The following is a 26,164-nucleotide window of genomic DNA, read 5'->3' as shown; positions in this document are numbered from 1 at the left end:
AGCGAAATCAGCGTACGCGCTTGCGCCTGCAGCTAGACATTGAGGAAAGAACATTTTTGCCTAAGGCTGATCGAGGCGCTTCCGCATTTGTTCATTTTTAGGAGGTGGTGCCGGAAAGCGCATGGAAGGAAGAAGTTCAACTTTTACATTAAACAGACATGTTTAAAATAAAACACTGGAGGCGATCAAGTGAGTAAATATCATGTAGCTGTCGATGTTGGGGGCACATTTACGGATGTGTTTGTATTTGATGAAAAAACAGGGGAAATCTACGTAACAAAAACGTCTTCCACGCCGGGAAATCCCGAAAAAGGAATGATGAATGGCATTGCGAAAGCGAAGCTGACGGGAGATCAAATTGCGATGTTCTCCCACGGAACGACTGTGGGTACGAATGCTTTGATCGAAAGAAAACTGCCGAAAGCCGCGCTAGTCACGACGAAAGGCTTCCGTGATGTCACAGAAATCCGCCGCGGGACGAAGCTTGATTTATGGGATGCTTACAATGATGTAGCAGAGCCTTACATTAAGCGCCGCGACCGGTTTGAATTAACGGAACGCGTCGACTATTCGGGTGAGATGATCACAGAAGTAAATGAAGCGGAAGTGCGCGAGCTTGCTAGAATTTTAAAAAGGCGCCAAGTGGAATCGATTGCGATCTGCTTTATGAACGCTTACGTGAACGGTGATAATGAAAAGCGCGTGAAAGAAATTTTCCAGGAGGAAATGCCAGATGTGTACATTTGTACGTCTTCTGACACGCTGCCGGAAATTTTCGAACATGAGCGCATGAGCACGACAATCGTGAACGCGGTGCTTGGGCCGACGATCAGTAAGTACATTAAAGTACTCGAAAAAGAAATGAAAGAAGTCGGCTACAATGGCGACATTCTTGTCCTTCATTCCGGCGGAGGCGTTATGACATCTGAAACTGTTCCCCGCTATGCTGCCCGCCTGGCAAGCTCCGGGATTGCGGCCGGCGCTATTGCGAGCAAGCATATTGCCAACATGTGCGGCTTTAAAAATGCCATCGGGCTGGATATGGGTGGAACAAGCACCGACATTTCATTAATGTATGACAACGATTTGCGCGTCACGAAAGACTGGTACATTGAATACGGCTACCCGATCGGCTTCCCGAGCATTGAAATTTTAACGATCGGTGCCGGGGGCGGAAGCTTGTCGTGGATCGATGAAGGCGGTTCCTTGCGCAATGGCCCGCAAAGTGCTGGAGCTGTGCCGGGACCTGCCTGCTACAAACTCGGTGGAACAGAACCGACGAATACGGATGCGAACGTTGTGCTTGGCCGTTTAGGCACGAAGCTTCTCGACGGACAAATGACATTGGACAAAGAAGCGTCATTGCAAGCGATCGAAAACACGGTAGCCTCTAAATTAAATTACAATGTACACGAAGCAGCAGATGCGATCGTGAAAGTAGCGAATGCTAACATGTGCGACGCCCTTCGTCTCATCTCTGTGCGCCGCGGGTACGATCCGCGTGATTTCGCTCTCGTTGCATTTGGCGGAGCAGGTGCGCTGCACGGAGCTGAGCTGGCGAAAGAAATGGAAATTCCAAACGTCATCGTACCGGCTCACCCGGGTGTAGCAGCGGCAATGGGCTGTTTATTAGTCGATGTGCGCCACGATGTCACGAAAACATTTTTAACGAATGTAGAAGATATTCAAAAAGAAGATTTGGAAAAAGAATTTATCGAAATGGAAAAAGAAGCGATCGGCCTGCTTGAAGAAGAAGGCATTGCATCGGAAAATATGAACTTGATCCGCTACGTTGATATGCGTTACGTCGGGCAGTGGAGAACGCTGTCAGTTTCGGTGGACCGTCCGCTGCATTCGCTTGAATACGCGGTCGAGCGTTTCCATAAGGAGCATGAGCGGGAGTTTGCTTTTACAGACAACACGAAAGGCATTGAAATTTACGGCTTGCGCGTCGAAGCGATCGGCACAGTGCAAAAGCCGGAATTCAATAAAGAAGAGCCGTCAGGAACACTTGAGGAAGCGTTGAAAGAAACGCGTGACGTGTATTTTGAAGAAGCGGGGGGCTTTACAGAAACAGCGATTTATGACCGTGTCAAAATTCCTGTTCTTTCTGAATTTGCCGGTCCGGCAATTATCGACCAGCTTGACTCAACGATTGTTGTGCCGCCTGGCTGCACGGTAAAAGTAGATGAATACCGCAACATTATTATGTCATTTGCAAAGAAAAATGAAAACGGCGGGAAAGAAGCAGCAGAAACGGTACCAACATTAGCTAACTAAAAGGGGTGGGAGCATGAGCAAAGTATTTGAAAGCCAATTAGATCCTGTTACATTTGAGGTGTTAAAAAATGGATTCGTCAACTTGGTTGACCAAATGTCCGAGCAAGTACTGAGAACTTGTTATTCTTTCGTTATTTATAACCGTGATTTCAGTTCCGCTTTATGTGATGCAGAAGGGAATACGGTCATGCAAGGGACGCAAGACATTTCTGTTCACGTCGGTACGCTTCATTTAACAGCAAAAGCCGTCATTGAAGATTTCGGAGATGACATACATCCAGGCGACGTCTTTATCGTCAATGATCCATACCGCGGCGGCACACACTTCAACGATACGCGGGTGATCAGGCCGGTGTTTCACAGCGGCAAGCTGATTGCATTCATGCAGCTGAATGGCCACTGGGCAGATATGGGTGGTTCCGTGCCGGGTTCATTCGACGTCAATTCAAAAGATCATTACGGCGAAGGATTGCGGATTCCGCCGCTGCGCATTTGGAGCAAAGGCGAGTATTTACACGATGTCGCCAACGTTCTCGTTTCCAACATGCGTGTGCCGGAAGAACGCCTCGGTGATTTGCGTTCACAAGCAGAAGCAACGAAAACGGGTGAAACACAGCTGATCGCTCTCGTTGAAAAATATGGCCTCGATACAATTCTAACCGCTTTTGCGGAAGTGCAGGATTACGTTGAGCGCCTGGCGCGGGCAAAAGTGGCTGCTCTGCCTGATGGCGAGTGGGAAACAACGGATTACATTGATATGGATCCAACAGCGGGCGATGGTCTCATTCCAATTAAAGTAAAAATGACGATTAAAGGCGATGAAATCTTTTATGATTTAGCGGGATCGCATGATTACATCGGCTGTTTCTTGAACTCAGCGTTTGGCTCTTCGATGTCAGCCGCTTATGCCGGAACGAAAACATTTTTCCCGGACATTCCATTAAACTCCGGTTTCTATCGTGTCGTACACGTCGACCTGCCTGAAAATTCAGTCGTTAATGCCGCCTGGCCTGTCGCTGTAACAGGATTTTGTTCAGGCGCGTACGAAAAAATTATGAACGCCTGCTTTGAATTATGGTCTCACGTCATGCCGGAGCGCGCTCTTGCCTGCTCATTCAACTTAGAGTATCTATTAATCGGCGGCTGGGACAAGCGCCCAGGCTATGACAACTACTTTATGTGGTACGACTGGATGGCGGGTGGACATGGCGGCCGTAATAAACGAGACGGCGCAAACGCACTTTCACCGGTATTCGGCGTTGGACTCAGCATCCAGCCTTGCGAAGGCCAAGAGCGGCTTTCCCCGGTAATTACGACGAAGCATGAAATCGTAACGGATTCCGCAGGACCGGGAAGATTCCGCGGCGGCTGTGGTGTGGAAAAAGGCGGCATATTAACAGAGGCAAACGATACCGTCATGTCGTATTGCTGTGACCGGTCCCGTTCGGTGACATGGGGCATTTTCGGCGGACTGCCATCTACGCCGCACGGGGCTTGGTTAAATAAAGATAAAGAAGACGGCCAATTTTTAGGCACGATTTTCTCAAACGTGAAAGTGAAAAAAGGCGATACGTTTACAAGACCTTCCGCGGGCGGAGGAGGCCTCGGTGATCCGCTTGAGCGCGACCCGCAAGCGGTGCTTGAAGACGTCATCGATGAGTACGTCTCCATTGAACGTGCGAAAAAAGACTACGGTGTCATTATTCGCGAAATTGATAGAGAAATAGATTTATTTGAAATCGATGAAGAAGCGACAAAAGCGGAAAGAACAATGATCCGCCAGTCGCGTGCCGGCTGGCTGGAAGAAGGCGTGGAAAGCGTCCTCGCTAAATACCGCAGCGGCGAAATCGATCAATTGGATCTCATCCGCAAATACGGCGTGATCATCGACTTGGCAACAGAAGAAGTGCTCACAAAAACAACAGAGCAAAACCGTGAAATGCTGAAAAAGCGCTCACTAGCTTACTGGGCGTAATGAATGCGAAGAAGGGCTGTCCCAAAAGTCAGTTATTCACTGACTTTTGGGCAGCCTTTTTCAAGTAAATAAAATCGATCGGCGCTGCGTTGTGCGCAGGCGATTGGAGTTTATGCGCGGCTCTGATGGCTTTATGCACGAAAACGACTAAAATATGCGCGACAGCTGGATTTCTGCACCGCTCGCTTGACATTGTGCACGAATGACACGAATTTCTGCACAGCAACACTTGATTTATGCACGAGAAATCCGGGAATATGCACGCCGCCCAAAGCTGAGTCGAAAAATTTATCATTGCGGGTGAAAACGGCTATACGCTATAGTGAAGACAGAAGGGATTCACTGTTACTGGGGGTATTTTGTTAATGAGACCGATCGTGTTAGGTGTGCTTTCCGCATTTTTCTTTGCTTTTACATTCGTTTTAAACCGGCTCATGGAAGCAGAAGGAGGCAGCTGGATGTGGAGCGCTTCCTTGCGTTATTTCTTTATGGTGCCGTTGCTCGTTTTGATTGTTGCCGGCCGAAAAGGGCTGCGTCCGCTGTTTGACGAAATGAAAAAAAAACCGTCCGCCTGGCTGCTGTGGAGTGTTGTCGGCTTTGGCTTGTTTTATGCGCCGCTTTGTTTTGCGGCTGCGTACGGACCAGGCTGGCTCATCGCCGGTACATGGCAAATTACGATTATTTCGGGTTCGCTGCTCGTGCCGCTTTTTTACATAACGATTCAAACAGCGAATGGGCCGAAAAGAGTGAGAGGGAAAATTCCGTACAGAGGACTCGCGATGTCGCTCATCATCCTCGCCGGCGTCGCTCTTATGCAAATGGAACACGCACGGCAGCTGTCGTTGCAAGCCGTTTTTTTATGTATCGTACCAATCATTGTGGCTTCTTTCGCCTATCCGCTCGGCAACCGTAAAATGATGGATGTGTGTTCGAACCGGCTTGATGCCTACCAGCGTGTGCTCGGGATGACACTGGCGAGTTTGCCGTTTTGGTTGGTTTTATCGGGAGCAGCGATATACACTGCCGGCTTGCCGAGCAAAAACCAAGTCGTTCAATCCGGACTCGTCGCACTTTTTTCCGGCGTGTTTGCGACCGTCTTATTTTTTGCGGCAACGGACCTTGTAAGAGGGAATATGCAAAAACTAGGAGCGGTAGAAGCGACGCAATCAATCGAAGTGCTGTTTGCGGTCGCCGGCGAAATGATTTTGCTCGCTGCTCCTTTGCCAGCTCCGGTTTCTCTCGCTGGCATGGTCTTGATCGTCATTGGCATGGTGTTACATAGTTACGTTTCTCATGCGAAAAAACCAGCGCTGGGCACTTAAGTGTCCGGCGTTGTCTATAAATAGTTTCCAGTGGAGACCGGTTTTTCAGAGGACTGCAAAAATCAAATTCAAGGGCTAAAAAACAATGTTAATAAAAATTATTAAATCCATATAATAACTACTAATTTATGAATAGGTTTTTTGTTTTCTTTACAGATAGGAGTTTTCACTTGATTACACAAACGTGTGTTTGGTAAATTTTTCTTAAGGAGGTGAAAACTGATGATATTTAATCGGAAAATAAAATTAGAAACTTCAAAAGAAATCGAATCGGTGTTGGATGGTCAATCTAAAATGTGTAACTGGTTGTACAATCAACTTTTTGAAGCAGTAGAGGAAGACTATAAAAATGGAAAGAAGAGAAAATTTCTAAACGGTAGAAATTTACGAAACGAAGTTCCTAAAATAAAAGAGAAACATCCATTTTTATATAAAGTTCATTCCTCGCCTTTGAAAAATGCAGCTCTTCGTTTAAAAGAAGCATATGATCGATTTTTTGATCCGGAGTTAGATAACCAAAAACCAACATACCGTTCTTGGAAAAGGAAATGGTTTTCTCTTTTTTACGATGAGCCGAACAAAGGCTTTAAGTTGTTGGGTGAAAATAGGCTTAGAATCACATTGGGCAAATTAACTGAGGAAGAACATAGAAAAGCAAAAGAAACCGATAAAAAGGCTAAAAGGCAAATAGAAATAGTAATTGGCTTGAAAGAAGCTTTTCAATTAGACGAAGATGAAAAAGTTAAAACTTTACGCATCACAAAAGATTTAAATGGTTATTACGCTGTTTTTACCGTTGAAAAAATAACCGAAGCAGTTAAAGTGAAAGAAAACAGCTTCATTGTTTTTGACCCCAACCACAAGAATTTAGCAGTTGGAATGGATCATGAGGGAAAATCATATGAATTGAAAGCTTTATCTTCTACTTTAAGATATTGGGATAAACGAATTGACCAATTAAAATCAAAACGAGATAAATGCTCGATCTATTCAAAATTAGTTGTAACATCAACATCAAGTTATTGGAAGCCTAGTAAACGCTGGAGTTATTTAAATCGTGCATTAGAGCGGGCTCATATGACAAGGCGAGAACAAATTAAGCAAGTCTTATACAGTTATGCTCATTACTTTAGTAAAAGATATGACCACATTTTAATTGGTGACTATGTGCCTACTCCAGATGTGGCGAAATACGGTTCCATGAAACGTGCGATGTTAAATCAAACGCCAATAGGACAGTTTAGGACCATACTAGAATGGGTTCAAGAAAAAAACAACAAACACTATACAAAAGTGGATGAATATAACACCACGAAAGAATGTTGCGCTTGTGGTTATATGGAAAATAAAGAACCCGATGTTAGAGTATTTACGTGTCCAAAGTGTAAAACGAAAATGTATCGTGATATAAACAGCGCAGTTAACATTGGTAAAAAAGCAAGAAAGTTATTGCCACGCTTGGGCTATGTAGGGGTGGAAAATCCTACGTATACAGTGGAGTGGAATTGGAAGCGACAAGCAATTGTTCGTGGAAAGTTTCGCTTACTGGCTAGAGGAAATGAGTCTCTAGGTGAAAATAAAGAGAATACCTCAGTTGAAGAGGAGTTCCTCCGAGCTATTATTTAAATTGCTTCGTTTTGAGTAGATTTGAATATTTTTGGGAAAGCGGTGAAACGATGCGGAAATATTTGTTTTTAATCGGGCTGCTCGTGCTGATAGTAAGCCTGGCGGGCTGCAACAAACTGCCATCTCCAGAAGAACGGTTAAATGAATACGTAAAGCTGTGGAATAAGAAGAAATTCGAAGAGATGTATAAAAGCTATGTGGCTCCTTCCAGTAAAGAAAAGGTGAAGGAAAAAGATTACGTTGACCGTTATAAAACGATTTACAAGGATTTAGAAGTGAAAAATGTAAAAGTGACTCTGCTTGCGGAGGAAGAAAAAGACTGGAAAAAGGCTGAAAAAGCGGTCATTCCAATCAAAGTAGAAATGGACACGCTCGCCGGACCCGTTTCTTTTGAAAAGGAAGCGGTCTTAAAAAGGGAAGAAAAGGATAAAGAAGAACAATGGTTTATTGACTGGGACGCATCTTATATTTTCCCTGGCATGGAGGCAGGCGATAAAATCCGTCTCGAAACACTTCAAGGCAAGCGGGGACAGATTTTTGACCGCAACGGTCATTCGCTGGCCATTAATGGCCGCGGCTTCATGGCAGGTGTACAAGCCGGCGCATTGGATAATGATGCGGCCGCAAAAGGTAAACTAGCTGATCTGCTCGGCGTGACAACCGAATTTATCGATCAACAGCTGAAGCAAAGCTGGGTGCAGCCCGGACATTTCGTGCCGCTGAAAAAACTTTCTATCTATGATGAAGAAAAATTAAAGCAGCTTAAAGCTATTCCAGGGTTTGCGGCAGAAGAAATTTCAATGCGTGAATACCCGTATAAAGAAGCGCTTGGGCACTTAACCGGCTATATCGGTGACATTAACGGCGAAGAGCTGGAAAAGCTGAAATCAAAAGGATACAGCGCTCAAGATAAAATAGGCAAACGGGGGCTGGAGCAGCTGCTCGAAGACGAATTAAGAGAGAAAGACGGTAAAAAGATTTATATTACAAAAGCAAAAGGGGAGCCGGTGACAATCGCTGAAACGGCTCCTGTAAACGGCAAAGACATCAAAATCGCGATTGATGCCGAATTGCAGCAAACGATCTATGAGCAATTAAAAGGCCAGCCAGGAACAGCGGCGGCCGTCCATCCAAAAACAGGAGAAGTATTGGCGCTGGCGAGCTCGCCTGCATTTGATCCGAATGAATTTGTCCTTGGCGTGTCAGCCAGCCGCTACAAAGAGCTTGAAAGCAATCCAGCGAAACCGCTTTTGAACCGATTTGCCGCTGCTTATTCACCAGGTTCGACGATTAAACCGATTACCGCTGCCATTGCGTTAAAAGCCGGCACACTCAACCCGTCGAAAGAACGGCCGATCACAGGACTGCATTGGCAGAAAGATGCTTCATGGGGCAGCTACTCGGTAACGCGGGTAACAGATTTGGGGCAACCGGTAAACTTGCGGGAAGCGCTCATTCATTCCGATAATATTTATTTTGCCCAGACTGCACTCGAAGCGGGCAAGGAAAAGATGACAGAAGGCTTGAAATCGTTTGGTTATGGGGAAAAGCTTCCGTTTGCCTACCCGGTCCGTGCTTCGCAAATTTCCAACAGTGGTACGCTTGACAAAGAAGTTCTTCTGAGCGACACGGGTTACGGTCAGGGAGAAGTGCTTTCAAGTATGCTTCACCTCGCCTCTGCCTACGGGGCGATCGTGAACGACGGCAGCATGATGAAGCCGCAGCTCTATGCAGGCGAGAAGCCGGAAGTATGGAAAAAAGATCTCGTCTCCAAAGAGTCGGCTGATTTGTTGAAACAAGACTTGCGGCTCGTCGTACAAAAAGGGACGGCAAAAGCAGCCGACTTGCCTGGCTTTGCTATCGCCGGCAAAACTGGAACGGCTGAGCTAAAAGCGGAAAAAGGAACAACCGGAAAAGAAAACGGGCTCTTTGTTGCTTACGACCAGCAAAATCCTGCTTTTATTATGGCTTTGATGATGGAGAATGTAGAAGAAGCTGGAGGAAGCAAAGCAGCCATAGGCGTAAGCAAGCAAATCTTTTTGAAATGGAAAGAAACAAGTTCATAAAGTCGACAACCGCCGGGAAAAAGCGAATTTCATGTTTTTTCCTGGCGGTTTTTCAAATTAAAGAAGGTAATTTGAATTTCATGGAGAAATACATGTAGAAAGAAGTCTATTTAAGTAAAAAAGACCCTATACATAACCGATATAAAAAAGAAAACAGATTTTTCTTGGGCAGTAAGGAGTTTGAGATGAAAAAAACTATTTTTGCTTTGTCGACAACAGCCGTTTTTTCCACCGGGGCGGCCACTTTGGCGCATGCGGCTGAACAGCATACCGTCAAACCCGGTGAAACATTGTACAGCATCGCCGAACAATATCATATGGATATCAATGAGTTGAAGAGTTTGAATAGTCTGAACAGTGAGCAGCTGCAGGTGAATCAGATTTTAAACGTTTCTCAGCCAGCTGCTGCTGAATCCGAAGGCACGTATACAGTGCAGGCTGGAGATACGCTTTATTCGATTGCTAAGCTTTATCAAATAGAAGAAGCTGAACTGCAGCAGCTGAACGGGTTAAAGGGGCATGAGATTATTTCGGGGCAAAAGCTGAAAGTAAGCGGGAAAGCAGCTGAAGGTAAGGCCCTCGTCATTCAGCGGCCTCTTCCGAATGCTGAAGCCCACACGAAGGCGGCTCAGCCTGCTTTGCCGGCGCCAGTCAAACAAGCGTCCGCTTCAGGAACGTACAAAGTTCAGAGCGGCGATTCATTGAGCGCCATTGCAAAAGCGTATAAAATGAGTGTGGCCCAACTGCAAGAGTTGAACGGGTTGGGTGACTTTACCATTTATGCCGGCCAAACACTGAAAGTAAGCGGCCAGCCGGCGTCAACAGTGAATTCCCCTGCCGCTTCGGTGAAAACGCCCGCAGCGTCCGGTACATATGCGGTAAAAAGTGGTGATTCGTTAAGCGCCATTGCGAAAGCGTATAAAATGAGTGTTGCTCAGCTGCAGGAGCTGAACGGATTGAATTCCCATTTAATTTATGCCGGGCAAACGTTAAACGTAAGCGGCACACCAGCTGCAGCAATGCCGGTACCGGACAAACCATCTGTTCCTGTGTCAACGCCAGCCACGTCAGGAACGTACACAGTGAAAAGCGGCGACTCGTTAAGCGTAATTGCGAAAAACTACAAAATGAGTATCGCCGAGTTGAAGCAGCTGAACAGTTTAACATCGGATACCATTTTTGTCGGGCAAAAATTAAAAGTAAGCGGCGAACCGTCTACGGTGACGCCGGCGCCTTCTAAGCCATCTACTCCGGTAACGACGCCGGCCGCATCGGATATGTATACAGTGAAAAGCGGCGACTCATTAAGCGTAATTGCGAAAAACCACAACATGGATATCGCTGGGTTAAAGCAGCTGAACAGTTTAACATCGGATACCATTTTTGCCGGGCAAAAATTAAAAGTAAGCGGCGGGCCATCTACGGTGACGCCAGCGCCTTCTAAGCCATCCACCTCGGTAACGACGCCGGCCGCATCGGGCATGTATACAGTAAAAAGCGGCGACTCATTAAGCTTAATTGCCATTGTGCATAACATGAGTGTCGCCGAGTTAAAGCGGTTGAATAGTTTAACGTCAGATACCATTTTTGCCGGACAAAAGTTGAAGGTGATAAATGGGGGAACGAACGGAAGCGAGATATCGACCAGCACTCCGGTAACTTCCATACCTTCTTTTTCAATTGAGGGCTTGATCGCTGAGTCAAAAAAGCACCTTGGCATCCCGTACGTCTGGGGAGGCTCTAAGCCGTCCGGCTTTGACTGCAGCGGCTTCATCCATTATGTCTTTAACAAAGCAGGAAAGAGCATTCCGAGAACGAACACAGAAGGCTACTACAGCCGCTCTTATGAAGTCGATCAACCGAAAGCCGGCGATCTGGTCTTCTTTGTTAACACGTACAAAAAAGGGATTTCGCACATGGGCATTTACCTTGGCGGCAATCAATTTATCCAAGCCAGCTCCTCGCAGGGCATCACGATCACGAGTCTCGACAACTCTTACTTTAAACAACGGTTCGACAGTTTTAAACGATTCTACTAATTGATCAAAAAAGAAGGCAGGGGTACTCTGCCTTCTTTTTTGAGTTTGTAAAATCTATGTGGCAATTCGTGAACAACACGGTCAAAATGACGAACAACGCTCCAAGATCGCCAGCTTCAAACTAAAAAAACTCCGCGGGGCCCCCGTGGAGTTTTGTCTCTTATTCTTTCGCCAGCCGTTCGACTTCTTTCAAGTGTTCGTCGATGTTTTCGTTTGTAATGTAAACACCGAACGAGCTGTTTTTCACATTTGGCCCTTGCAAAATACGGTCAGCAATTTTATCGCCGACGTGGGGATAGAAGTGGTGGCCGTCAAAGTAGTTGTTAATGTCCAATGTGACTTCATTTGGATACATAAAGTTATAGACGCCGCCGAACACTGTGGTCACATCGCGCAGCCATCGCTGGTAATCATCCAGCTGACCTTCGTCGATCATTGTTTGAAATAGCTTGGCGGAAATCGGAGTCGTAAAAATGATAAATTCTACGTCCGGATGCCGCTGCTTGAAAATCGATAAATACTCTTTATATTTAGGGTTATATTGGTAACTTTTTCCGTAAAACTCATCGCGAAACCGCTCAATTTTTTCTTCGGTATTTTCCAGCCTTTCAGATGCGCTTGTTGTTTTGGCGCGGGCGACGTTGTAGCGATCATAGACGCGCAGTTCCGACACTTTATTATTCTTTGACATACGGAAATTTTGCAAAGAGTAATTAAATATATCAATAGAAATTAAGTTCCTCGCGCGGTAAAAAGGTTCTTGTATTTTCGCTTCATAATTTTTAAGCGAAATAGACTGTTCGCTTTCCTGAACGCTCGATTTAAAAAAATCCATGCCGATAATGACTCGCTTCACTTTTTGTTCATTTTGGTTTTTCGCAAACTGCAAAAAAGTATCATATTCACGAATTGACATGTTGTTTACCGCGTAATTGTAGGCTTTCATTCCTTTGAACATATTTTGATTCACATACGTTGTCCGGCTGCTGCCGAGAATGATCGTGTCGTATGAGAAAAACTGGAAATAAATCTGGTTCGTTTTTTGTTCCCGTTCATCGACGGAAATTTGATGGTCATTGTATGGATGGTTATGGCCATATGTCCAGTAAGGATCCATATAATAGTTGAAGCCGGCCACTCCGCTTAAAATGAAAATGGCCGGAAGAAAGAAAATAACGATAAACTGCTTTGATTGTTTCATGACGATCCACCCTAAAAGTTAAAGTAAAGAAATTCTGTCACTTGCTGCAGCTGCATAACGGAATAAAGAAAAAGAACGGACGCGTAAAATGCGACTGTCTTTTTAGGCTCAAATTCGTCTCTCCATTCGATGGAGTTTTTCGCAAACAGAACGATTAGAAAGCCGCCAATTGTGTACAGCAGTACTTCCACGAACGGGCTGCCGAGTTTAAAGTTGAACAGCACCGGACTTCCGAGAGGGATATGAAGGGCTTCTATGACTTCCTTCGGCAAATATATACCATTAAGCCCGGCCATGCTTTTTAATACGTGCATGGCAGTTTCAAAGTCAGGAGCCCGGAAAAATACCCATGATATATTCACAAAATTGAAGGTAATTAACCAGGCGAGCCACTTATTCATAGAGCGCCCGGCTCTCTTCCACGCACGATTGATCACGCTTGCCGCACCATGCATCATGCCCCAGACGATAAATGTCCATCCGGCTCCGTGCCAAAAACCGCTGATGAAGAAAATAATCAATATATTTATATACGTCCTGGCCGGCCCTTTTCTGCTGCCGCCAAGAGGGATGTAAATATATTGAGTTAGGAAGGTAGAAAGAGTAATATGCCACCTTCTCCAAAAATCTTGAATGTTCACCGCTTTATAAGGAGAGAGAAAGTTTTTCGGCAAGCGGATGTTAAACAACAGCCCTGCGCCAATGGCCATATCTGAATAGCCGCTGAAATCAAAATAAAGCTGGAACGTATAAGCGAACGCAGTCATCCAGCCGTCGACAAACGTCAACCCTTCTGCCATCCCGTAACCTCTGTTCGCCCACATAGCGAACGAGTCAGCAATCGCCACTTTTTTAAACAAGCCGATGCTGAAAATAAGCAGCCCGAGGGCGAAGTTTTGCGGATTGAGCCTGCGGTTTTCTTTTTGCTGGAATTGCCCCATCACTTGGCTATGGTGGACAATCGGTCCGGCAATTAACTGCGGGAAGAAAGTGACGAATAAAGAATAATTAAGAAAATTGTAGCCTTTCGTTTCTCCGCGGTATGAATCTACTAAATAGCCAATTTGCTGAAATGTATAAAAAGAAATAGCGAGCGGCAAAAGCAAGTTTTTTAAAGCGATAGACTCATCAAATAAAAAATTAATATTTTCGACAAAAAAATCATAATATTTAAAGTAGCCGAGCAGGCTGACGTTAAAAATAATGCCCAATGTTAAAATTAGCTTTCTCCTATAAGGAGAGTGATCTTTGCCGAGTGAACTGCCAACGAGGAAGTTTACGATAAGCGAAGAAATAATTAATGGCAAATAGCTCGGGTTCCACCAGCCGTAAAAAAATAAAGAACCGCCGAGAAGCCAAACTTTTGCACATGTAAAGTTCCACTTATTTAACAAAAAATAAACGAGCAAAACAATTGGAAGAAATAAAAAAATAAACTCAAATGAATTAAAAATCAAAACGATCTCCTCCACAAACAATCCCGAATAACGGCGAACTAATCATACTATAATCAATACTTGAACACAATGAAGCTATTTTCTTTCTGTAAAAGATATTATATCCATTAGATGAAAATTTTTCTTGTGAAAATACGGAGATATGATACAATAAAAATGTAGTTTTCTGTTTTGTAATTTGACAATAATGAAGTGGCAACGGTTGGATGGCCCGAAAGCATCTGCTCCTCGTGAGCAGATGCTTTTTTCTTTGTTTTGAACAGTTTTAGTAAAAAATAGCCAAAATTATCTCTGGGTTTGGTATGATTGTACTAGTCTAAGAGATAGAGGGGGATTTAGGTTTTGCTTAACAAAAAAACAGGACCGATCATTTTTATGCTCGTCCTGCTGCTGGCTTTTCCTATAGAAAGTCTGGCAAAAACAACAGCATTGAGTAATGGCGTCAATTGGAGACATTTGTATACGAAAGTCAATGGAAAGTATCAGTCGATCGATATCATTGGTATCGATTTAACGAAAAGAGGGCACAGCATTTCTTATCATTTGCCTGCGCCGTATTACCAGTTAGATAGAGTATCCGCGCTGTCCAACCGCAAAATGCCGGCAGGGCAGAGACAGCTGGCAGCGATCAACGCATCCTTCTTCCACTTTGGTACGAGGGAACCAGCTTATATGCTTGCCAATAACGGCCATCTGGACAACCTTGGAGCTGTGTCGGGCAAAAATACTGACTATATGTATGTGCCGGCAGCGTTCGGTATGAAGCAAAATGGGGCCGCGGTCATTGACCGATTAAACTTGCCTGTGACGGTCCGTTTTGGAGAAACGACTCTTCCGATGACAGGATATAATGAATCTCGTGAAAAAGATGAAATGATCGTTTATACGAGAAGCATGAAATATGAGAATACGAGAACGAATCCGTACGGCTATGAAGTAACGGTAGACGACCTTGATCAGCCGCTCGATCCGGGAGCTGAGTTCGGCAAAGCAGTGACTGGGAAAGTGACTAATATTCGGACGTACGGAGAGCGCTCAAGTTCCGTCATTCCGAAAAATGGCTTTGTATTATCAGCGCACGGCGAGAAAACAAAGCTCTTAAAACAGTTGAAACCGGGTGACCAGGTTTCATTAACAGTTGATGTCGAAGAGAAGTGGAAGGACAGCCGCTTCATGCTCGCAAGCGGTCCGCTCCTTGTTCAAAAAGGGAAAGCGGAGATGACAATGGCTGCCACGAGTCCCAATGCGAGAACGAGAGCGCCGCGTTCTGCTGTCATGGTCGATAAATCCGGCAGGAAAGTTTATTTTGTAACAGTGGACGGCCGCCAAAAAGGCCGTCCGGGCATGACGCTGCAAGAATTCGCCAATTACTTGAAGAGTCTGGGCGGCTACGAAGCGCTAAACCTGGATGGCGGCGGTTCAACGACTTTGGCGGGCCGAATGATCGGCTCAAGCAAATCGAAAGTACTGAACCGGCCTTCTGATGGCAGTGAAAGAACGGTTTCGGCTATTCTGGAAGTGTTCCGAAGCAAGTAATTGAGAAAGGGGCCTGTTTCAAAAGCCTCTTTTGTGTAACTTTTCTTTGTTATTAGGCGGTGTGCGTATCCCGGAAGTTTCTGTGCATAAATCGGATGTGGACGTGCAGAAATTCATGTAATCCGTGCACATATAGCGCCACTATCATAAAAACAAGGCTGTCCCTAAATCAATTATCTTTTGATTTAGGGACAGCCTTTTGTTTTTGTACGTATAATATTACACTTTAAAGCTGGCACGTTAGTTATTTTTTACTTGCACACTCCAAGTAGAGAGGTCTGGATCTTCTATTTTTAAAAGCTCTTTTTGGAAAATAAAGGACCACGGTTTTGTCGTATTTGCTTTTATTTCTAAGCTGCCAAAATTAAATTGGCCTTCTGCAATAACTTCTTTCCGGCTGTCCAATACTTGCAGCGGCAGCTTCTCAATGTTGAGGTTGCGATCGTAGCCGTTGCGGATCAAGACGGTGATATGAAACTTGCCATCTTCCGCTGTTTTCGCCTGTAATCCGGTGAAATTCAATTCGTTTTTGCCAGGGGCGCCGAGCTGTTCAACGATTTTTTGCAGCTTTTCTTTTTCCACTTCCGGCAACGACTCTTCCCATGAATCGGCTAAATCGAGCTTATGCTCTTTTGACGTTAAATCAAAGGCAAGCGTCCAGTTTTCTTTAGCAAGTTCCACATTTTTTTCAATGGAGGATGCCGGGAAAACGAACGTCCATGGACGGCTGCTTTTTGCCGGGATTTCTCCTAATTCAGCAAGGTTAAAGCCGTGCTTTGCTTTTATTTTCTTTTCCTCGTTAATTAACAGCAAAGGAATATCTCCGAGCTGAATCCCTTTACCGACGGAATTACGGACGAATGCGGTTACGGCCAGGCCTTCTGGCTGCTCGTTCCATTCGATGCCTGAGAGGGAAAGCTGGTTTGCTTTCAGCGGCGGCAGTTCATTGTTGAGAAAACGCAGCACATACAATTGTTCTTTTGGCACATCGACGGACGGATGCAAAGAAAGCTCTGTCTCTATTTCTTCCGCTGATTCCGCAGCTTCGCTTTCTGACAGTTCACTGGAGGCGATGGTGCTTTCAAGGCCATCGTTTTTCAATTCTTTTGTATTCGTTTTTTTCTTTTTAAAAAACGGGAACATAAACACTACTCCTTTTTAGTTAATTCTTTAATGAGTCGGCCAAATTGACTGGCAATCTCTTTTTGGAGCTGGTGATGCATGTCTGTAAACAGTTGCAGCCCTTCTCGTGCATAAATTCTCATCGGATCTTCCTGCTGGTAATAGCGAAGACCAATGCCTTCTTTCAGCCGTGTCATATTTTCCAAATGACTGACCCAGAGACGATCAATCGTAGAGAGGATGATTCGTTTAATGTATTCATCCCATTCCGGCTGATGCCCGGAAGTCAGTTCCTCCACATAAGCGGAAACATCTCGCTGCACCGCGCCATCCACTTCTTTTCTGCTGGTGACTTCTTCAGGTAAATGAACAGGGCGGCCGCCAAGCAAAGCGCTTATGTTTCCGGCGAGCTGGTCTACTTGCCATTCATCTGAAGATTCGTCTTCAGGGCATAACCGATCGACTTCATCGCTGGCTGCTTCTTGCAGCATGGAAAGGAACCGGTCGAAATGCTCATCCAAGTCTACCGCTTTATTGCGAAGGCCAAAAATGATGCCGCGCTGCTCATTAATCACATCATCGAGCTTTAAGTTATATTCCCTCATCGAGAAGTTAGCCCCTTCGACAATGCGCTGGACACGATCCACAAATTCATTCATTTTTTTATTCGTAACAATGCCAAGTTCATTCGTTTGCAGTTTTTTAGAGAGCTTTTCCAACTCTTCTTTTGCAAAGCGGCGGAACATCGTATCTTCCAAGGAGATAAAGAATTGGCTGGCACCCGGATCTCCTTGACGTCCTGAGCGTCCTTTGAGCTGATTATCGATTCGGCGGCTTTCATGCCGCTCTGTTCCGAGTACGAAAAGTCCGCCGAGCTCAGCCACTCCGTCGCCTAAAAGAATATCTGTTCCGCGGCCGGCCATATTGGTAGCTATTGTAATGTGATTTTTTTGGCCTGCTCTGGAAATTAACTCGACTTCCTGCTCAACGCTTTTGGCGTTTAACAGCTCAAAAGAAAGACCGGCTTCCCGGAAATAGTCTGCTATTTTTTCAGATTGAAGAATAGAAGTCGTACCGACAAGGACCGGCTGGCCGGACGCATGTCTTTTCTTTACTTCTGCTGTTACCGCTTTGTATTTCGTTTCTGAATCAGCATAAATGTTGTCCGGCATATCGACACGCTGCTTTGGCCGGTTCGTTGGAATTTGGACTACTTGCATGTTATACACTTGCTGAAATTCTTTTTCTTCTGTTTTCGCTGTGCCCGTCATACCGGAAAGGTGAGGGTACATGCGGAAATAGTTTTGAATCGTAATCGAAGCTTGTGTTTTGTTTTCATCCGTAATTTCCAGGCCTTCTTTCGCTTCAATCGCCTGGTGAAGTCCGTCGCTCAACGTCCGGCCTTCCATCGTCCGGCCTGTGAACATATCAACGAGCAGCACTTTACCGTCTTTGACGATGTAATCAACGTCGCGCTCAAACATCACGTGGGCGCGCACGGCCTGAATCATATAATGGTACAGCGTCTGGTGCTCTAATTCATAGAGGTTATCTATGCCGAATGCTTTTTCAACTTTTTCAATGCCTTGCTCGGTCAAGCTGACGGCTTTCGTTTCATCATCTAAATGGTAATCCTCGTCTTTCGCGAAGCGGTTGGCAACGCGGGCACCAATCACGTGGAGGTCTGCACTTGCCGGCATTTTCCCCGCGATGATGAGCGGCGTTTTCGCTTCATCAATCAATACGCTGTCTACTTCGTCAATGATGGCAAAATGATACGGACGCTGCGTGCGCTGAGTCGGATGCCACACCATATTGTCACGTAAGTAATCAAAGCCGAACTCTGTGCCGACTCCGTATGTAATGTCTGCCTGATAAGCCCGCTGCTTCTCTTCAGGACTCATTAAAGGCAGATTAAGGCCAACCGTAAGCCCAAGAAACTCATGAAGCGGTCCGATCGTTTCCCGGTCGCGGCTTGCCAAATAATCATTAACTGTAATGACGTGCACGCCTTTTCCTTCTAAAGCGCGCAAGTAACTTGGCAGCGAAGCAACAAGTGTTTTTCCTTCACCGGTTGCCATTTCAGCAATATTGGCTTCCGTCAGCACGAGGCCGCCGATTAACTGAACATCATAATGCCGCATGCCAAGCACACGTTTGGAGGCTTCGCGGACAACCGCAAACGCCTCTGCCTTTAAATCATCGATCGTTTCGCCGTTCTCCAGTCTTTCTTTAAAAATAACCGTCTTTTGCGCCAATTCTTCGTCAGACAGTTTTTCAAAATCAGTTTCCAGCGCATTTATTTGTTGAATAATTTTGTAATACTTTTTTAAGCGCTGGTCATTTGAATCGCCCAACTTTTTAAAAAACGAAATCATGTATTTTTACGCTCCCTTGGAGAAAATTCAAGTAGGTGAAATATATAATAATCAAATCATTATTTTATTTTACCAAAAGAAGAATCGAATGACTAATATATCTATGGGATTGTCAAAATAAAGAAAAACCTCGTTAAAAAGTGCGGGGAAGAATATGTTTGAAAAGTCGTGAAAACAGGAAAAAGGAAAAATAATGGCCTTTTTATTTGTTTTCTATGGAAGTTATCTTCATTAGCTATTATAATGTTGAAGTGAAATCAGTTTATGAGAGAAGATAAGGTGAGCGGGCGAAAGCCGTTTTATATATGTATTTTTTTTTTTTTGCGAAATGAACGATTGAAAATAAATGCACAATTTGTCTGTTTATATTTTGAAGGAGGTACTCCATGGTTTTCCTTGCCTTTGTGATTTGTATTTTAGCTTCGCTGGCGATCACACCGCTTGTTAAAAAGCTGGCAATTGCTACTGGTGTAGTGGATAAGCCGAACTACCGCAAAGTCCACGAGAGAATTATGCCGCGAATGGGCGGTCTCGCTATTTTTATCAGCTTTATGATCGGCATATTTGTTCTGCAGCCTGAGTCGAAATATAACCTGGCTATCGTGATCGGAGGCTTTATCATTATTGTGACAGGTGTGCTTGATGACCGGTTTGAGTTGTCAGCGAAAGTTAAACTTGGCGGACAGCTGCTTGCGGCTCTCGTTGTCGTGTTTTATGGCGGCGTCCAAATGGAATTTATCACATTACCATTCGGCGGTGAAATGGAATTCGGCTTTCTCAGCATTCCATTGACCATTCTTTGGATTGTCGGCATTACGAATGCAATCAATTTGATTGACGGTCTGGACGGTCTCGCGGCCGGTGTGTCGTCGATTGCGCTGTTGACAATCAGCTTGATGGCCTTTATGAAAGGCGATATTTACGTTATGAGCATGGCGCTGCTCGTATTAGGCAGCACGCTCGGCTTTTTGCATTACAATTTTCATCCGGCCAAGATTTTTATGGGGGATACCGGCGCGCTTTTCCTCGGGTACATTATCGCTGTGCTTTCCTTGCTCGGGTTTAAAAACGTCACAGTTATCTCGCTGATTATTCCAATTATTATTCTTGGTGTGCCGATTTCCGACACATTCTTCGCGATCATCAGAAGAAAAGTGAACAAACAGCCTTTATCGGCTCCGGATAAATCACATCTTCACCATTGTTTGCTGCGCATGGGGTATACCCATAAGCAGACAGTGTTCATTGTTTATGCGATCGCCTCCATGTTCGGTCTCGCGGCCATTATTTTCTCCATGGCAACCGTCTGGGGAGCATTCATCATGATTGCGGTGCTGGCCATCGCTATTGAACTATTCGTTGAAAGCATCGGCCTTGTCAGTTCCAATTACAAACCACTTCTTAACTTTATGCGCGTCCGTGTAAAAAAGAATTAAACACAAAACAAAAGCGCAAGCGCCTTGATCAGCCCCGACAAGCACAAGCCGAGCCTCCTTGAAAGGTGTTCTTTACCTTTTTGGGAGGCTCGGCTTGTGACCTCGAGGGGCTAGGCGGTGGAGCTGGACGCCGATCCAAAAATCTCAAAATTATCCACACCCTGCAAATCCATAATTTCCTTGACGATGAAAAGCTGCCGGGGAAACCCGGCAGCTTTTTAGTGCTTTAAAGTGGTGGGGGTCAGTCCCCCACTGCTTTAAAGCGCTGAAGGACTGACCCCATAAAAAACAGCATTCTTTTCGAATGCTGTTTTTTTGTTAGTTTAGTTCGAGGTGACGGGCGAGTTTGCGTTTGGTGACTTCGAGTTCTTCGTCGTCGAGGCGGTAAATATAGGCGCCGTTCGCCATTTTGTCGTCTTCCCCTTTTAATGTGAGTGTTTCAAATTGGACGCTGCCTGATTTACCATAGTTGATTAATGACTTCATTTCGCTGAATGTCATATTTGTTCTCATGTTAGTACCGACGGCTTCGAGAATTTCGTCATATTTTGTAATGGAATTGGCAGAGACCGCTTTTTTTATGACAGCCTGTAAAAGTTCCTGCTGGCGTTTGCCTCGTTCAATGTCATTGTCATAATATCGCGTCCGTGCCAGAGCCAGCGCTTCTTCGCCGTTCAGGTTCTGGAGACCGGGTTCGAGGTTGACGGCATTATGCTTATCATTGGAGTCTTTTTCCGACAACTTAAACGGCACATTGGCTTTAATACCGTCGAGTGCATCGACAACGTCCATGAACGCATAGAAATTCATGCGCACATAATAATCAACCGGGACTTCCATTAATTCTTCAACAGCATCAATCGTCGCTTTCGGACCTCCGTGTGCGTGGGCGTGGTTAATTTTCGTTTTGTAGCCGACTTCAGGAATATTCACGTAGGAGTCACGCGGAATACTGAGTAACTTTATTGATTTATCTTTTACATTTAAAGTAGCGAGCATTAAAGCATCTGAACGTGTCTTGTCTTCTTTCGTGCGCACATCACTTTCGTCAATTCCGATAAACAAAATCGAAATATTATCGTTCAGCGGATGAACTTTTGCATCTCGCAAGTCTGATTTTTTGCGCCCGTCATCCATATAGGAACCCGTGAAAATCGTTTCTGCTTTTTTATATAAAAAGGCACCGTAGCCGGCCGCTGTGAATGTAAGAAAAATAATAGGCAGTAGGACAAAAAACGCGATGCGGCGCTTGCGCTTTTTCCTTTTGCGTCTTTGCATACGCTGTCTATCTGATAACATATAGTTTTGTCTCCTTCAATATTTAATGCGGCAAGGGGGCAGCCGCTGAAATAGTTGTTTTTTCAAAAGCCAACTTTCATTTTACTATGAAATGCGACAACCGTAAATTTAATTTTTTGGGTATTTTTTAAAAATTTACGACGTTTTGACAAGATTCTCTTGATATAGAAGAGAACCTTCTTTTATTACAGCTTGGCCATTTGTCAGTTCTGTCATCCAGGCAGCAAATGCTTCTTTTTGGCTTTCTTCGACAAATGTTTCCACCATCACCGTATCGAGATAATGAATATCTTTAATTCCATAAACAGACGACCGCAGTTCATTTTCAATTTTGCCGAGCCACGTATAGTCGATCGTTGTTTCCATGATTTGCATAAGACGGCGTTCGACAACGCCCGTAGCTGTGATTCCTTCAGAGGTTGATTTTCCGTATGCACGGATTAAGCCGCCGGCACCAAGCTTGATTCCGCCAAAAAAACGGGTAACAACGACGACTGTATCCTTTAAACCGCGTTTTTTTAACACTTCAAGGATTGGCAAACCGGCAGTGCCGCTCGGTTCCCCATCATCGTTCGCTTTCTGGATTTGATTGTTTTCGCCAATCATATAAGCGGAACAGTTATGTGTAGCGTTCCAGTTCTTTTTCTTAATATCAGCAATAAATTGCTGTGCTTCTTCTTCGGTTTCTGCGCGGTTAACATAGGCGATAAAACGGGATTTTTGAATGACGATTTCTTCTTCGCCATATCCTTTTACTGTATAATAATGAGGCAGCACAATTCATTCCTCCAAATAAATAGTTTAAAAATCACTCATTTTTCGAGTTTAATAAACAAGAAAATGGGTATTAATCATTCTTATGATATATAAAAACGAGGAAAGAGCAAAGTGATATGTCCAGCGTGTGTGAAGAAAGAAATCTTTTTAATGTAATAGTAATTAAACTTTAATGTAGGGGGAATTTAGGCGTGGTATAATGAATACGTCCTCAATGTTGTATGATCAACAGAGAGTCCGGTTAAAATGGTAAGGAAACTTTGAAAACCACGTCGAATCGTGTCAAAAGTATATGAAAACCAGAGTGCTTATGTCCTAAAGACAGAGCTCTGTTTTTAATTTTACAGGTCTTTCAGAGGGATTTTACACAAAGCCTATTCTCATCATAGTGATATGGATGGAATAAAGGTAAAATAGGAATGTCGGGAAAGGGATCACCGAATGGCTGCTAAAAACACAAATACATCACTTTTGGATACAATTTTAAAGAAAATGATTGTGGCAGTGGACCAGAGTAAAGGGGAAATATTCACTATTGCTGAGCAAAGCAGGCGCGATTATGAAGCTTTAATTGGTGAACTTGAAAAAGTACGCATACAAGTACATGCCTTAATTGACGAGCAGGATGACTTAGAAGAAAAAGTGAGAATGGCAAGAAAACGGCTATCAGAAGTGAGCAAGCATTTTCATACATATTCTGAAGAATCAGTCCGTGAGACATATGAGAAAGCCCACGATTTGCAAATGAAATTGCTCGTTTCGAGGCAAAAGGAAAAACAGCTTGTTGAAAGAAGAAATGAGCTGGAACGCCGTCTGCATACGATTGAATCTACGATTGAACGAGCGGAGCATCTCGTTTCGCAAGTGTCTGTTGTCCTGAATTATTTGACACAAGATATGAAACAAATAGGTGAAGTGTTGGAAGATGCCCGTTTGAAGCAGGAATTTGGCCTGCAGATTATGGAGGCTCAAGAAGAAGAACGCAAGCGGCTATCGCGTGAAATTCATGACGGTCCTGCGCAAATGATGGCTAATGTCTTGCTCAGGTCCGATTTAATCGAGCGGCTGTACAGAGAACGGGGTGTGGATGAAGCGTTTAAAGAAATTCGCAGCTTAAAGCAAATGGTTCGGTCGGCTTTATATGAAGTCCGGCGGATTATTTACGACTTGCGTCCAATGGCCCTTGATGATCTAGGTCTCGTCCCAACAATAAAAAAATATTTAGCAACCGTTGAAGAGCATATTCAATCATTAAAGCAATCGACAAAAATTAATTTTAAAAATATGGGAAGCGAAAGACGCCTTCCATCCAAACTGGAAGTCGCTTTGTTCCGCCTGATTCAGGAATCGGTACAAAATGCGTTAAAGCATTCGCAAGCAACAGCGATTACAGTCAAGTTGGAAATAAAAGAACACAATGTGCTGGCCGTGATTAAAGATAATGGCCGCGGATTTGATGTAAGAGAGAAAAAAACGAGTTCATTCGGCATTATGGGAATGAAGGAACGCCTTGAGCTGTTGGAAGGAGACTTATCCATCCAGTCAAGGCCGAGTGAAGGAACACTCGTTATTATCCGCGTTCCTATTGTAGAGTAGATGTTGAATTAAGGGAGGAAAACCAATGACAACGAAAATCGTTATTATTGATGATCATCAATTATTCCGTGAAGGGGTTAAACGAATTTTAGAGTTTGAAGAATCGTTTGATGTACTGGCTGAAGGGGATGATGGCAAAGATGCCGTTGAGCTGATTGAAAGTCATCAGCCGGATGTTGTTTTAATGGATATTAATATGCCGGAAGTCAATGGCGTGGAAGCGACACGCGGACTCGTAGAAAAATTCCCGGATACGAAAGTGATCATTCTTTCCATTCACGATGATGAAAACTATGTCACGCATGCCCTGAAATCAGGGGCAAGAGGCTACTTGTTGAAAGAAATGGATGCAGATGCTTTAATAGAAGCGGTTAAAGTCGTGTCTGAAGGCGGCTCTTATTTACATCCGCGCGTCACGCATAACTTGATTTCCGATTACCGCCGCCTCGCTAACGACGAAGGCAAAGGAAAAGGGTTCCAGCAAACAGAAGTGCGCCGTCCGCTGCATTTGCTTACTCGCCGCGAATGCGAAGTTCTCCAGCTGCTCGCCGACGGAAAAAGCAACCGTGGCATCGGCGAAGCGCTGTACATTAGCGAAAAAACCGTCAAGAATCACGTCAGTAATATTTTGCAAAAAATGAATGTTAACGACCGTACCCAAGCCGTCGTTACCGCTATTAAAAAAGGCTGGGTAGAAGTTAGGTAATCTTAAGCGGCAGGCGCTAATGCTTGCCGTTTTTTTATTGTCCAGCTGCAGCGCCTAGCCCCTCGAGGTCAAATAACCTTTCCCCAATGAAGTCAAAGAACGACTTCTTTGGGGAAAGAACATTTGCTTGTCGGGGCAGAACAGGCGCTTCCGCTTTTCTTTTAATGACATTTTGATTGGTTTTTACATAGGATGTAGGGAGTTTTTAATTGAAGGGGGAACTAATATGCATCCTGAAATGAATGATACGATGACCAACTGGACGGAGGAAGAGATGATGCGTCAGCGGCCGTATGGCTTCGGCTTTCGTCCGCGTCCATTTTTCGGCCACGGTTTCGGCTATGGCTTCCGTCCGCGCCCGTTCTTCGGCGGCTTCCTCGGCGGCCTGGCAGGAAGCTTGATCAGCCCTTATTTTTATGGAGGGGGTTATCCATATTATCCATACTATCCATACTATCCGTACTATCCATATTAATGAAAAATGCGCCGTCCAGGGTAAGTACCTTGGGCGGCTATTTTTGCGGTCTGTGCACAAATGCTGCACATCTGCGCAGAAAACTGGGTTATTCGTGCACAAATCCTTGGGACGGTGCATAAACTCCGAGTTGCGGTGCATAAAAGTATTGTTCGCGCATAAATAAGCCGAACTCGCGCACAAATTCCCTTAGGCTGCGCACAAAACCAAAGTGACTGTGCATAAAACTTGCGCCTGCATGACTATTCTTTTTTTTTCCCGGGGTTCGATAGTTGAGGAGAAAAGGGATTTTGGCATACAATAAGGCAGAAAGGACGTGAAGGCGTTGAAATTTAGATTAATTGGACTTGCTTTGCTGGCTGCTGTTCTGTTTGCCGGCTGCGGTGATGAGGAAGCGAAGGAAGAGAAGAAAGAGAAGACTGACGAGATACAAACAACGGAAGAGGCGGAGCAGCAGCCAGTCACTCGGCCGATTGAAGAAGCGGATAATATTCCTCCTAAGGAAAAAGAGGAGTTAATGAAGACGCTCACCCGGCATGTCGATGCGTTTAATGGAAAAGATCTAGATGCGTATATGGATACGATTTCTAAAAACACAGACCGTGATTATGAGGAAGAGCGTTTGTATGTGAAGAAGGTGTTTGACACATTTGATGCGAAGATGGAGCCGCTGCATACGGCCATTATTAAATATGATGATAAGAAAAAAGAAGCCCACATATTTGTCGCGATGAAGTCAGTCACGAAAGATTTACAGTCAGAAAAAGAAATTGAAGAAACGACGCGCCAGATCATGGTATTCAATAAAGAGGAAGGCGGCTGGAAGCAAACGGCCTTGTCTGCGATGAAATAACCCAAAAGGAATCGGATAAC

General features: G+C 44.6%; 18 protein-coding genes. 12 read left to right on the top strand and 6 right to left on the bottom strand.

What is annotated here, in order from left to right; translation table 11 throughout:
• Window positions 1-189: 189 nt before the first annotated feature.
• The 6 genes from F9802_RS10470 to F9802_RS10445 all read left to right on the top strand — a co-directional run bounded on the left by F9802_RS10470 (window position 190) and on the right by F9802_RS10445 (window position 11,308).
• Window positions 190-2,280: a hydantoinase/oxoprolinase family protein gene (locus F9802_RS10470; RefSeq protein WP_152151673.1), complete on the top strand. Its 2,091-nt coding sequence runs from the start codon at window positions 190-192 to the stop codon at window positions 2,278-2,280.
• A gap of 13 nt (window positions 2,281-2,293) precedes the next feature.
• Window positions 2,294-4,255 (top strand): hydantoinase B/oxoprolinase family protein, encoded by a 1,962-nt coding sequence (locus F9802_RS10465; protein ID WP_152151671.1) that lies wholly within the window; start codon window positions 2,294-2,296, stop codon window positions 4,253-4,255.
• 365 nt (window positions 4,256-4,620) lie between these two features.
• On the top strand, window positions 4,621-5,577 hold the full coding sequence (locus tag F9802_RS10460) for a DMT family transporter (protein ID WP_152151669.1): 957 nt from the start codon (window positions 4,621-4,623) through the stop codon (window positions 5,575-5,577).
• 222 nt (window positions 5,578-5,799) lie between these two features.
• A complete protein-coding gene (locus tag F9802_RS10455) occupies window positions 5,800-7,203 on the top strand; it encodes an RNA-guided endonuclease InsQ/TnpB family protein (RefSeq protein ID WP_225435294.1) in 1,404 nt (467 codons plus the stop codon).
• A gap of 50 nt (window positions 7,204-7,253) precedes the next feature.
• Window positions 7,254-9,269 (top strand): penicillin-binding transpeptidase domain-containing protein, encoded by a 2,016-nt coding sequence (locus tag F9802_RS10450; protein ID WP_152151667.1) that lies wholly within the window; start codon window positions 7,254-7,256, stop codon window positions 9,267-9,269.
• A gap of 185 nt (window positions 9,270-9,454) precedes the next feature.
• Window positions 9,455-11,308: a C40 family peptidase gene (locus F9802_RS10445; protein WP_152151665.1), complete on the top strand. Its 1,854-nt coding sequence runs from the start codon at window positions 9,455-9,457 to the stop codon at window positions 11,306-11,308.
• 160 nt (window positions 11,309-11,468) lie between these two features.
• Here F9802_RS10445 and F9802_RS10440 read toward each other — a convergent pair whose 3' ends face one another.
• Together F9802_RS10440 and F9802_RS10435 are read right to left on the bottom strand one after the other, a co-directional pair.
• Window positions 11,469-12,509 (bottom strand): hypothetical protein, encoded by a 1,041-nt coding sequence (locus tag F9802_RS10440; protein ID WP_152151663.1) that lies wholly within the window; start codon window positions 12,507-12,509, stop codon window positions 11,469-11,471.
• 11 nt (window positions 12,510-12,520) lie between these two features.
• Complete coding sequence (locus F9802_RS10435; RefSeq protein WP_152151661.1) at window positions 12,521-13,966, bottom strand: MBOAT family O-acyltransferase; 1,446 nt, start codon at window positions 13,964-13,966, stop codon at window positions 12,521-12,523.
• Between the two features lie 342 nt (window positions 13,967-14,308).
• Here F9802_RS10435 and F9802_RS10430 point away from each other — a divergent pair, with 342 nt between their 5' ends.
• Window positions 14,309-15,502, top strand: coding sequence for a phosphodiester glycosidase family protein (locus tag F9802_RS10430; RefSeq protein WP_152151659.1), 1,194 nt, complete (start codon window positions 14,309-14,311; stop codon window positions 15,500-15,502).
• 240 nt (window positions 15,503-15,742) lie between these two features.
• On the opposite strand, the gene F9802_RS10425 is transcribed toward F9802_RS10430, so the two are convergent.
• On the bottom strand, window positions 15,743-16,645 hold the full coding sequence (locus F9802_RS10425) for an accessory Sec system S-layer assembly protein (protein WP_152151657.1): 903 nt from the start codon (window positions 16,643-16,645) through the stop codon (window positions 15,743-15,745).
• Between the two features lie 5 nt (window positions 16,646-16,650).
• Window positions 16,651-19,002: an accessory Sec system translocase SecA2 gene (secA2, locus tag F9802_RS10420; RefSeq protein WP_152151655.1), complete on the bottom strand. Its 2,352-nt coding sequence runs from the start codon at window positions 19,000-19,002 to the stop codon at window positions 16,651-16,653.
• Window positions 19,003-19,388: 386 nt separating this feature from the next.
• Here secA2 and F9802_RS10415 point away from each other — a divergent pair, with 386 nt between their 5' ends.
• Window positions 19,389-20,438, top strand: coding sequence for a glycosyltransferase family 4 protein (locus F9802_RS10415; protein WP_152151653.1), 1,050 nt, complete (start codon window positions 19,389-19,391; stop codon window positions 20,436-20,438).
• Between the two features lie 318 nt (window positions 20,439-20,756).
• On the opposite strand, the gene F9802_RS10410 is transcribed toward F9802_RS10415, so the two are convergent.
• Together F9802_RS10410 and F9802_RS10405 are read right to left on the bottom strand one after the other, a co-directional pair.
• On the bottom strand, window positions 20,757-21,737 hold the full coding sequence (locus F9802_RS10410) for an LCP family protein (RefSeq protein ID WP_152151651.1): 981 nt from the start codon (window positions 21,735-21,737) through the stop codon (window positions 20,757-20,759).
• A 135-nt stretch (window positions 21,738-21,872) separates the two neighbouring features.
• Complete coding sequence (locus F9802_RS10405; protein ID WP_152151649.1) at window positions 21,873-22,514, bottom strand: YigZ family protein; 642 nt, start codon at window positions 22,512-22,514, stop codon at window positions 21,873-21,875.
• A gap of 441 nt (window positions 22,515-22,955) precedes the next feature.
• Between F9802_RS10405 and F9802_RS10400 the strand changes: the two genes are divergently transcribed.
• From F9802_RS10400 to F9802_RS10385, 4 genes are all read left to right on the top strand, one after another.
• Window positions 22,956-24,110: a sensor histidine kinase gene (locus tag F9802_RS10400; protein ID WP_152151646.1), complete on the top strand. Its 1,155-nt coding sequence runs from the start codon at window positions 22,956-22,958 to the stop codon at window positions 24,108-24,110.
• 25 nt (window positions 24,111-24,135) lie between these two features.
• Window positions 24,136-24,816 (top strand): response regulator, encoded by a 681-nt coding sequence (locus tag F9802_RS10395; RefSeq protein ID WP_152151644.1) that lies wholly within the window; start codon window positions 24,136-24,138, stop codon window positions 24,814-24,816.
• Between the two features lie 226 nt (window positions 24,817-25,042).
• Window positions 25,043-25,291, top strand: coding sequence for a hypothetical protein (locus F9802_RS10390; RefSeq protein ID WP_225435292.1), 249 nt, complete (start codon window positions 25,043-25,045; stop codon window positions 25,289-25,291).
• 325 nt (window positions 25,292-25,616) lie between these two features.
• Window positions 25,617-26,144, top strand: a complete 528-nt coding sequence (locus F9802_RS10385) for a hypothetical protein (RefSeq protein WP_152151642.1) — start codon at window positions 25,617-25,619, stop codon at window positions 26,142-26,144.
• Window positions 26,145-26,164 lie beyond the last annotated feature (20 nt).

Origin of the sequence: Bacillus aerolatus, assembly GCF_009183655.1 — a bacterium.
GTDB lineage: Bacteria > Bacillota > Bacilli > Bacillales > Domibacillaceae > Pseudobacillus > Pseudobacillus aerolatus.
Note: the sequence above shows the minus strand (reverse complement) of the source record. Positions and strands in the feature narration are given on the sequence as shown.

Excerpts from the sequence above, each read along its gene's own strand:
- F9802_RS10465 (WP_152151671.1), top strand. The coding sequence starts at position 2,294 with ATGAGCAAAGTATTTGAAAGCCAATTAGATCCTGTTACATTTGAGGTG.
- F9802_RS10460 (WP_152151669.1), top strand. The coding sequence starts at position 4,621 with ATGAGACCGATCGTGTTAGGTGTGCTTTCCGCATTTTTCTTTGCTTTT.
- F9802_RS10455 (WP_225435294.1), top strand. The coding sequence starts at position 5,800 with ATGATATTTAATCGGAAAATAAAATTAGAAACTTCAAAAGAAATCGAA.
- F9802_RS10450 (WP_152151667.1), top strand. The coding sequence starts at position 7,254 with ATGCGGAAATATTTGTTTTTAATCGGGCTGCTCGTGCTGATAGTAAGC.
- F9802_RS10445 (WP_152151665.1), top strand. The coding sequence starts at position 9,455 with ATGAAAAAAACTATTTTTGCTTTGTCGACAACAGCCGTTTTTTCCACC.
- F9802_RS10440 (WP_152151663.1), bottom strand. The coding sequence starts at position 12,509 with ATGAAACAATCAAAGCAGTTTATCGTTATTTTCTTTCTTCCGGCCATT.
- F9802_RS10425 (WP_152151657.1), bottom strand. The coding sequence starts at position 16,645 with ATGTTCCCGTTTTTTAAAAAGAAAAAAACGAATACAAAAGAATTGAAA.
- secA2 (WP_152151655.1), bottom strand. The coding sequence starts at position 19,002 with ATGATTTCGTTTTTTAAAAAGTTGGGCGATTCAAATGACCAGCGCTTA.
- F9802_RS10415 (WP_152151653.1), top strand. The coding sequence starts at position 19,389 with ATGGTTTTCCTTGCCTTTGTGATTTGTATTTTAGCTTCGCTGGCGATC.
- F9802_RS10410 (WP_152151651.1), bottom strand. The coding sequence starts at position 21,737 with ATGTTATCAGATAGACAGCGTATGCAAAGACGCAAAAGGAAAAAGCGC.
- F9802_RS10400 (WP_152151646.1), top strand. The coding sequence starts at position 22,956 with ATGGCTGCTAAAAACACAAATACATCACTTTTGGATACAATTTTAAAG.
- F9802_RS10395 (WP_152151644.1), top strand. The coding sequence starts at position 24,136 with ATGACAACGAAAATCGTTATTATTGATGATCATCAATTATTCCGTGAA.
- F9802_RS10390 (WP_225435292.1), top strand. The coding sequence starts at position 25,043 with ATGCATCCTGAAATGAATGATACGATGACCAACTGGACGGAGGAAGAG.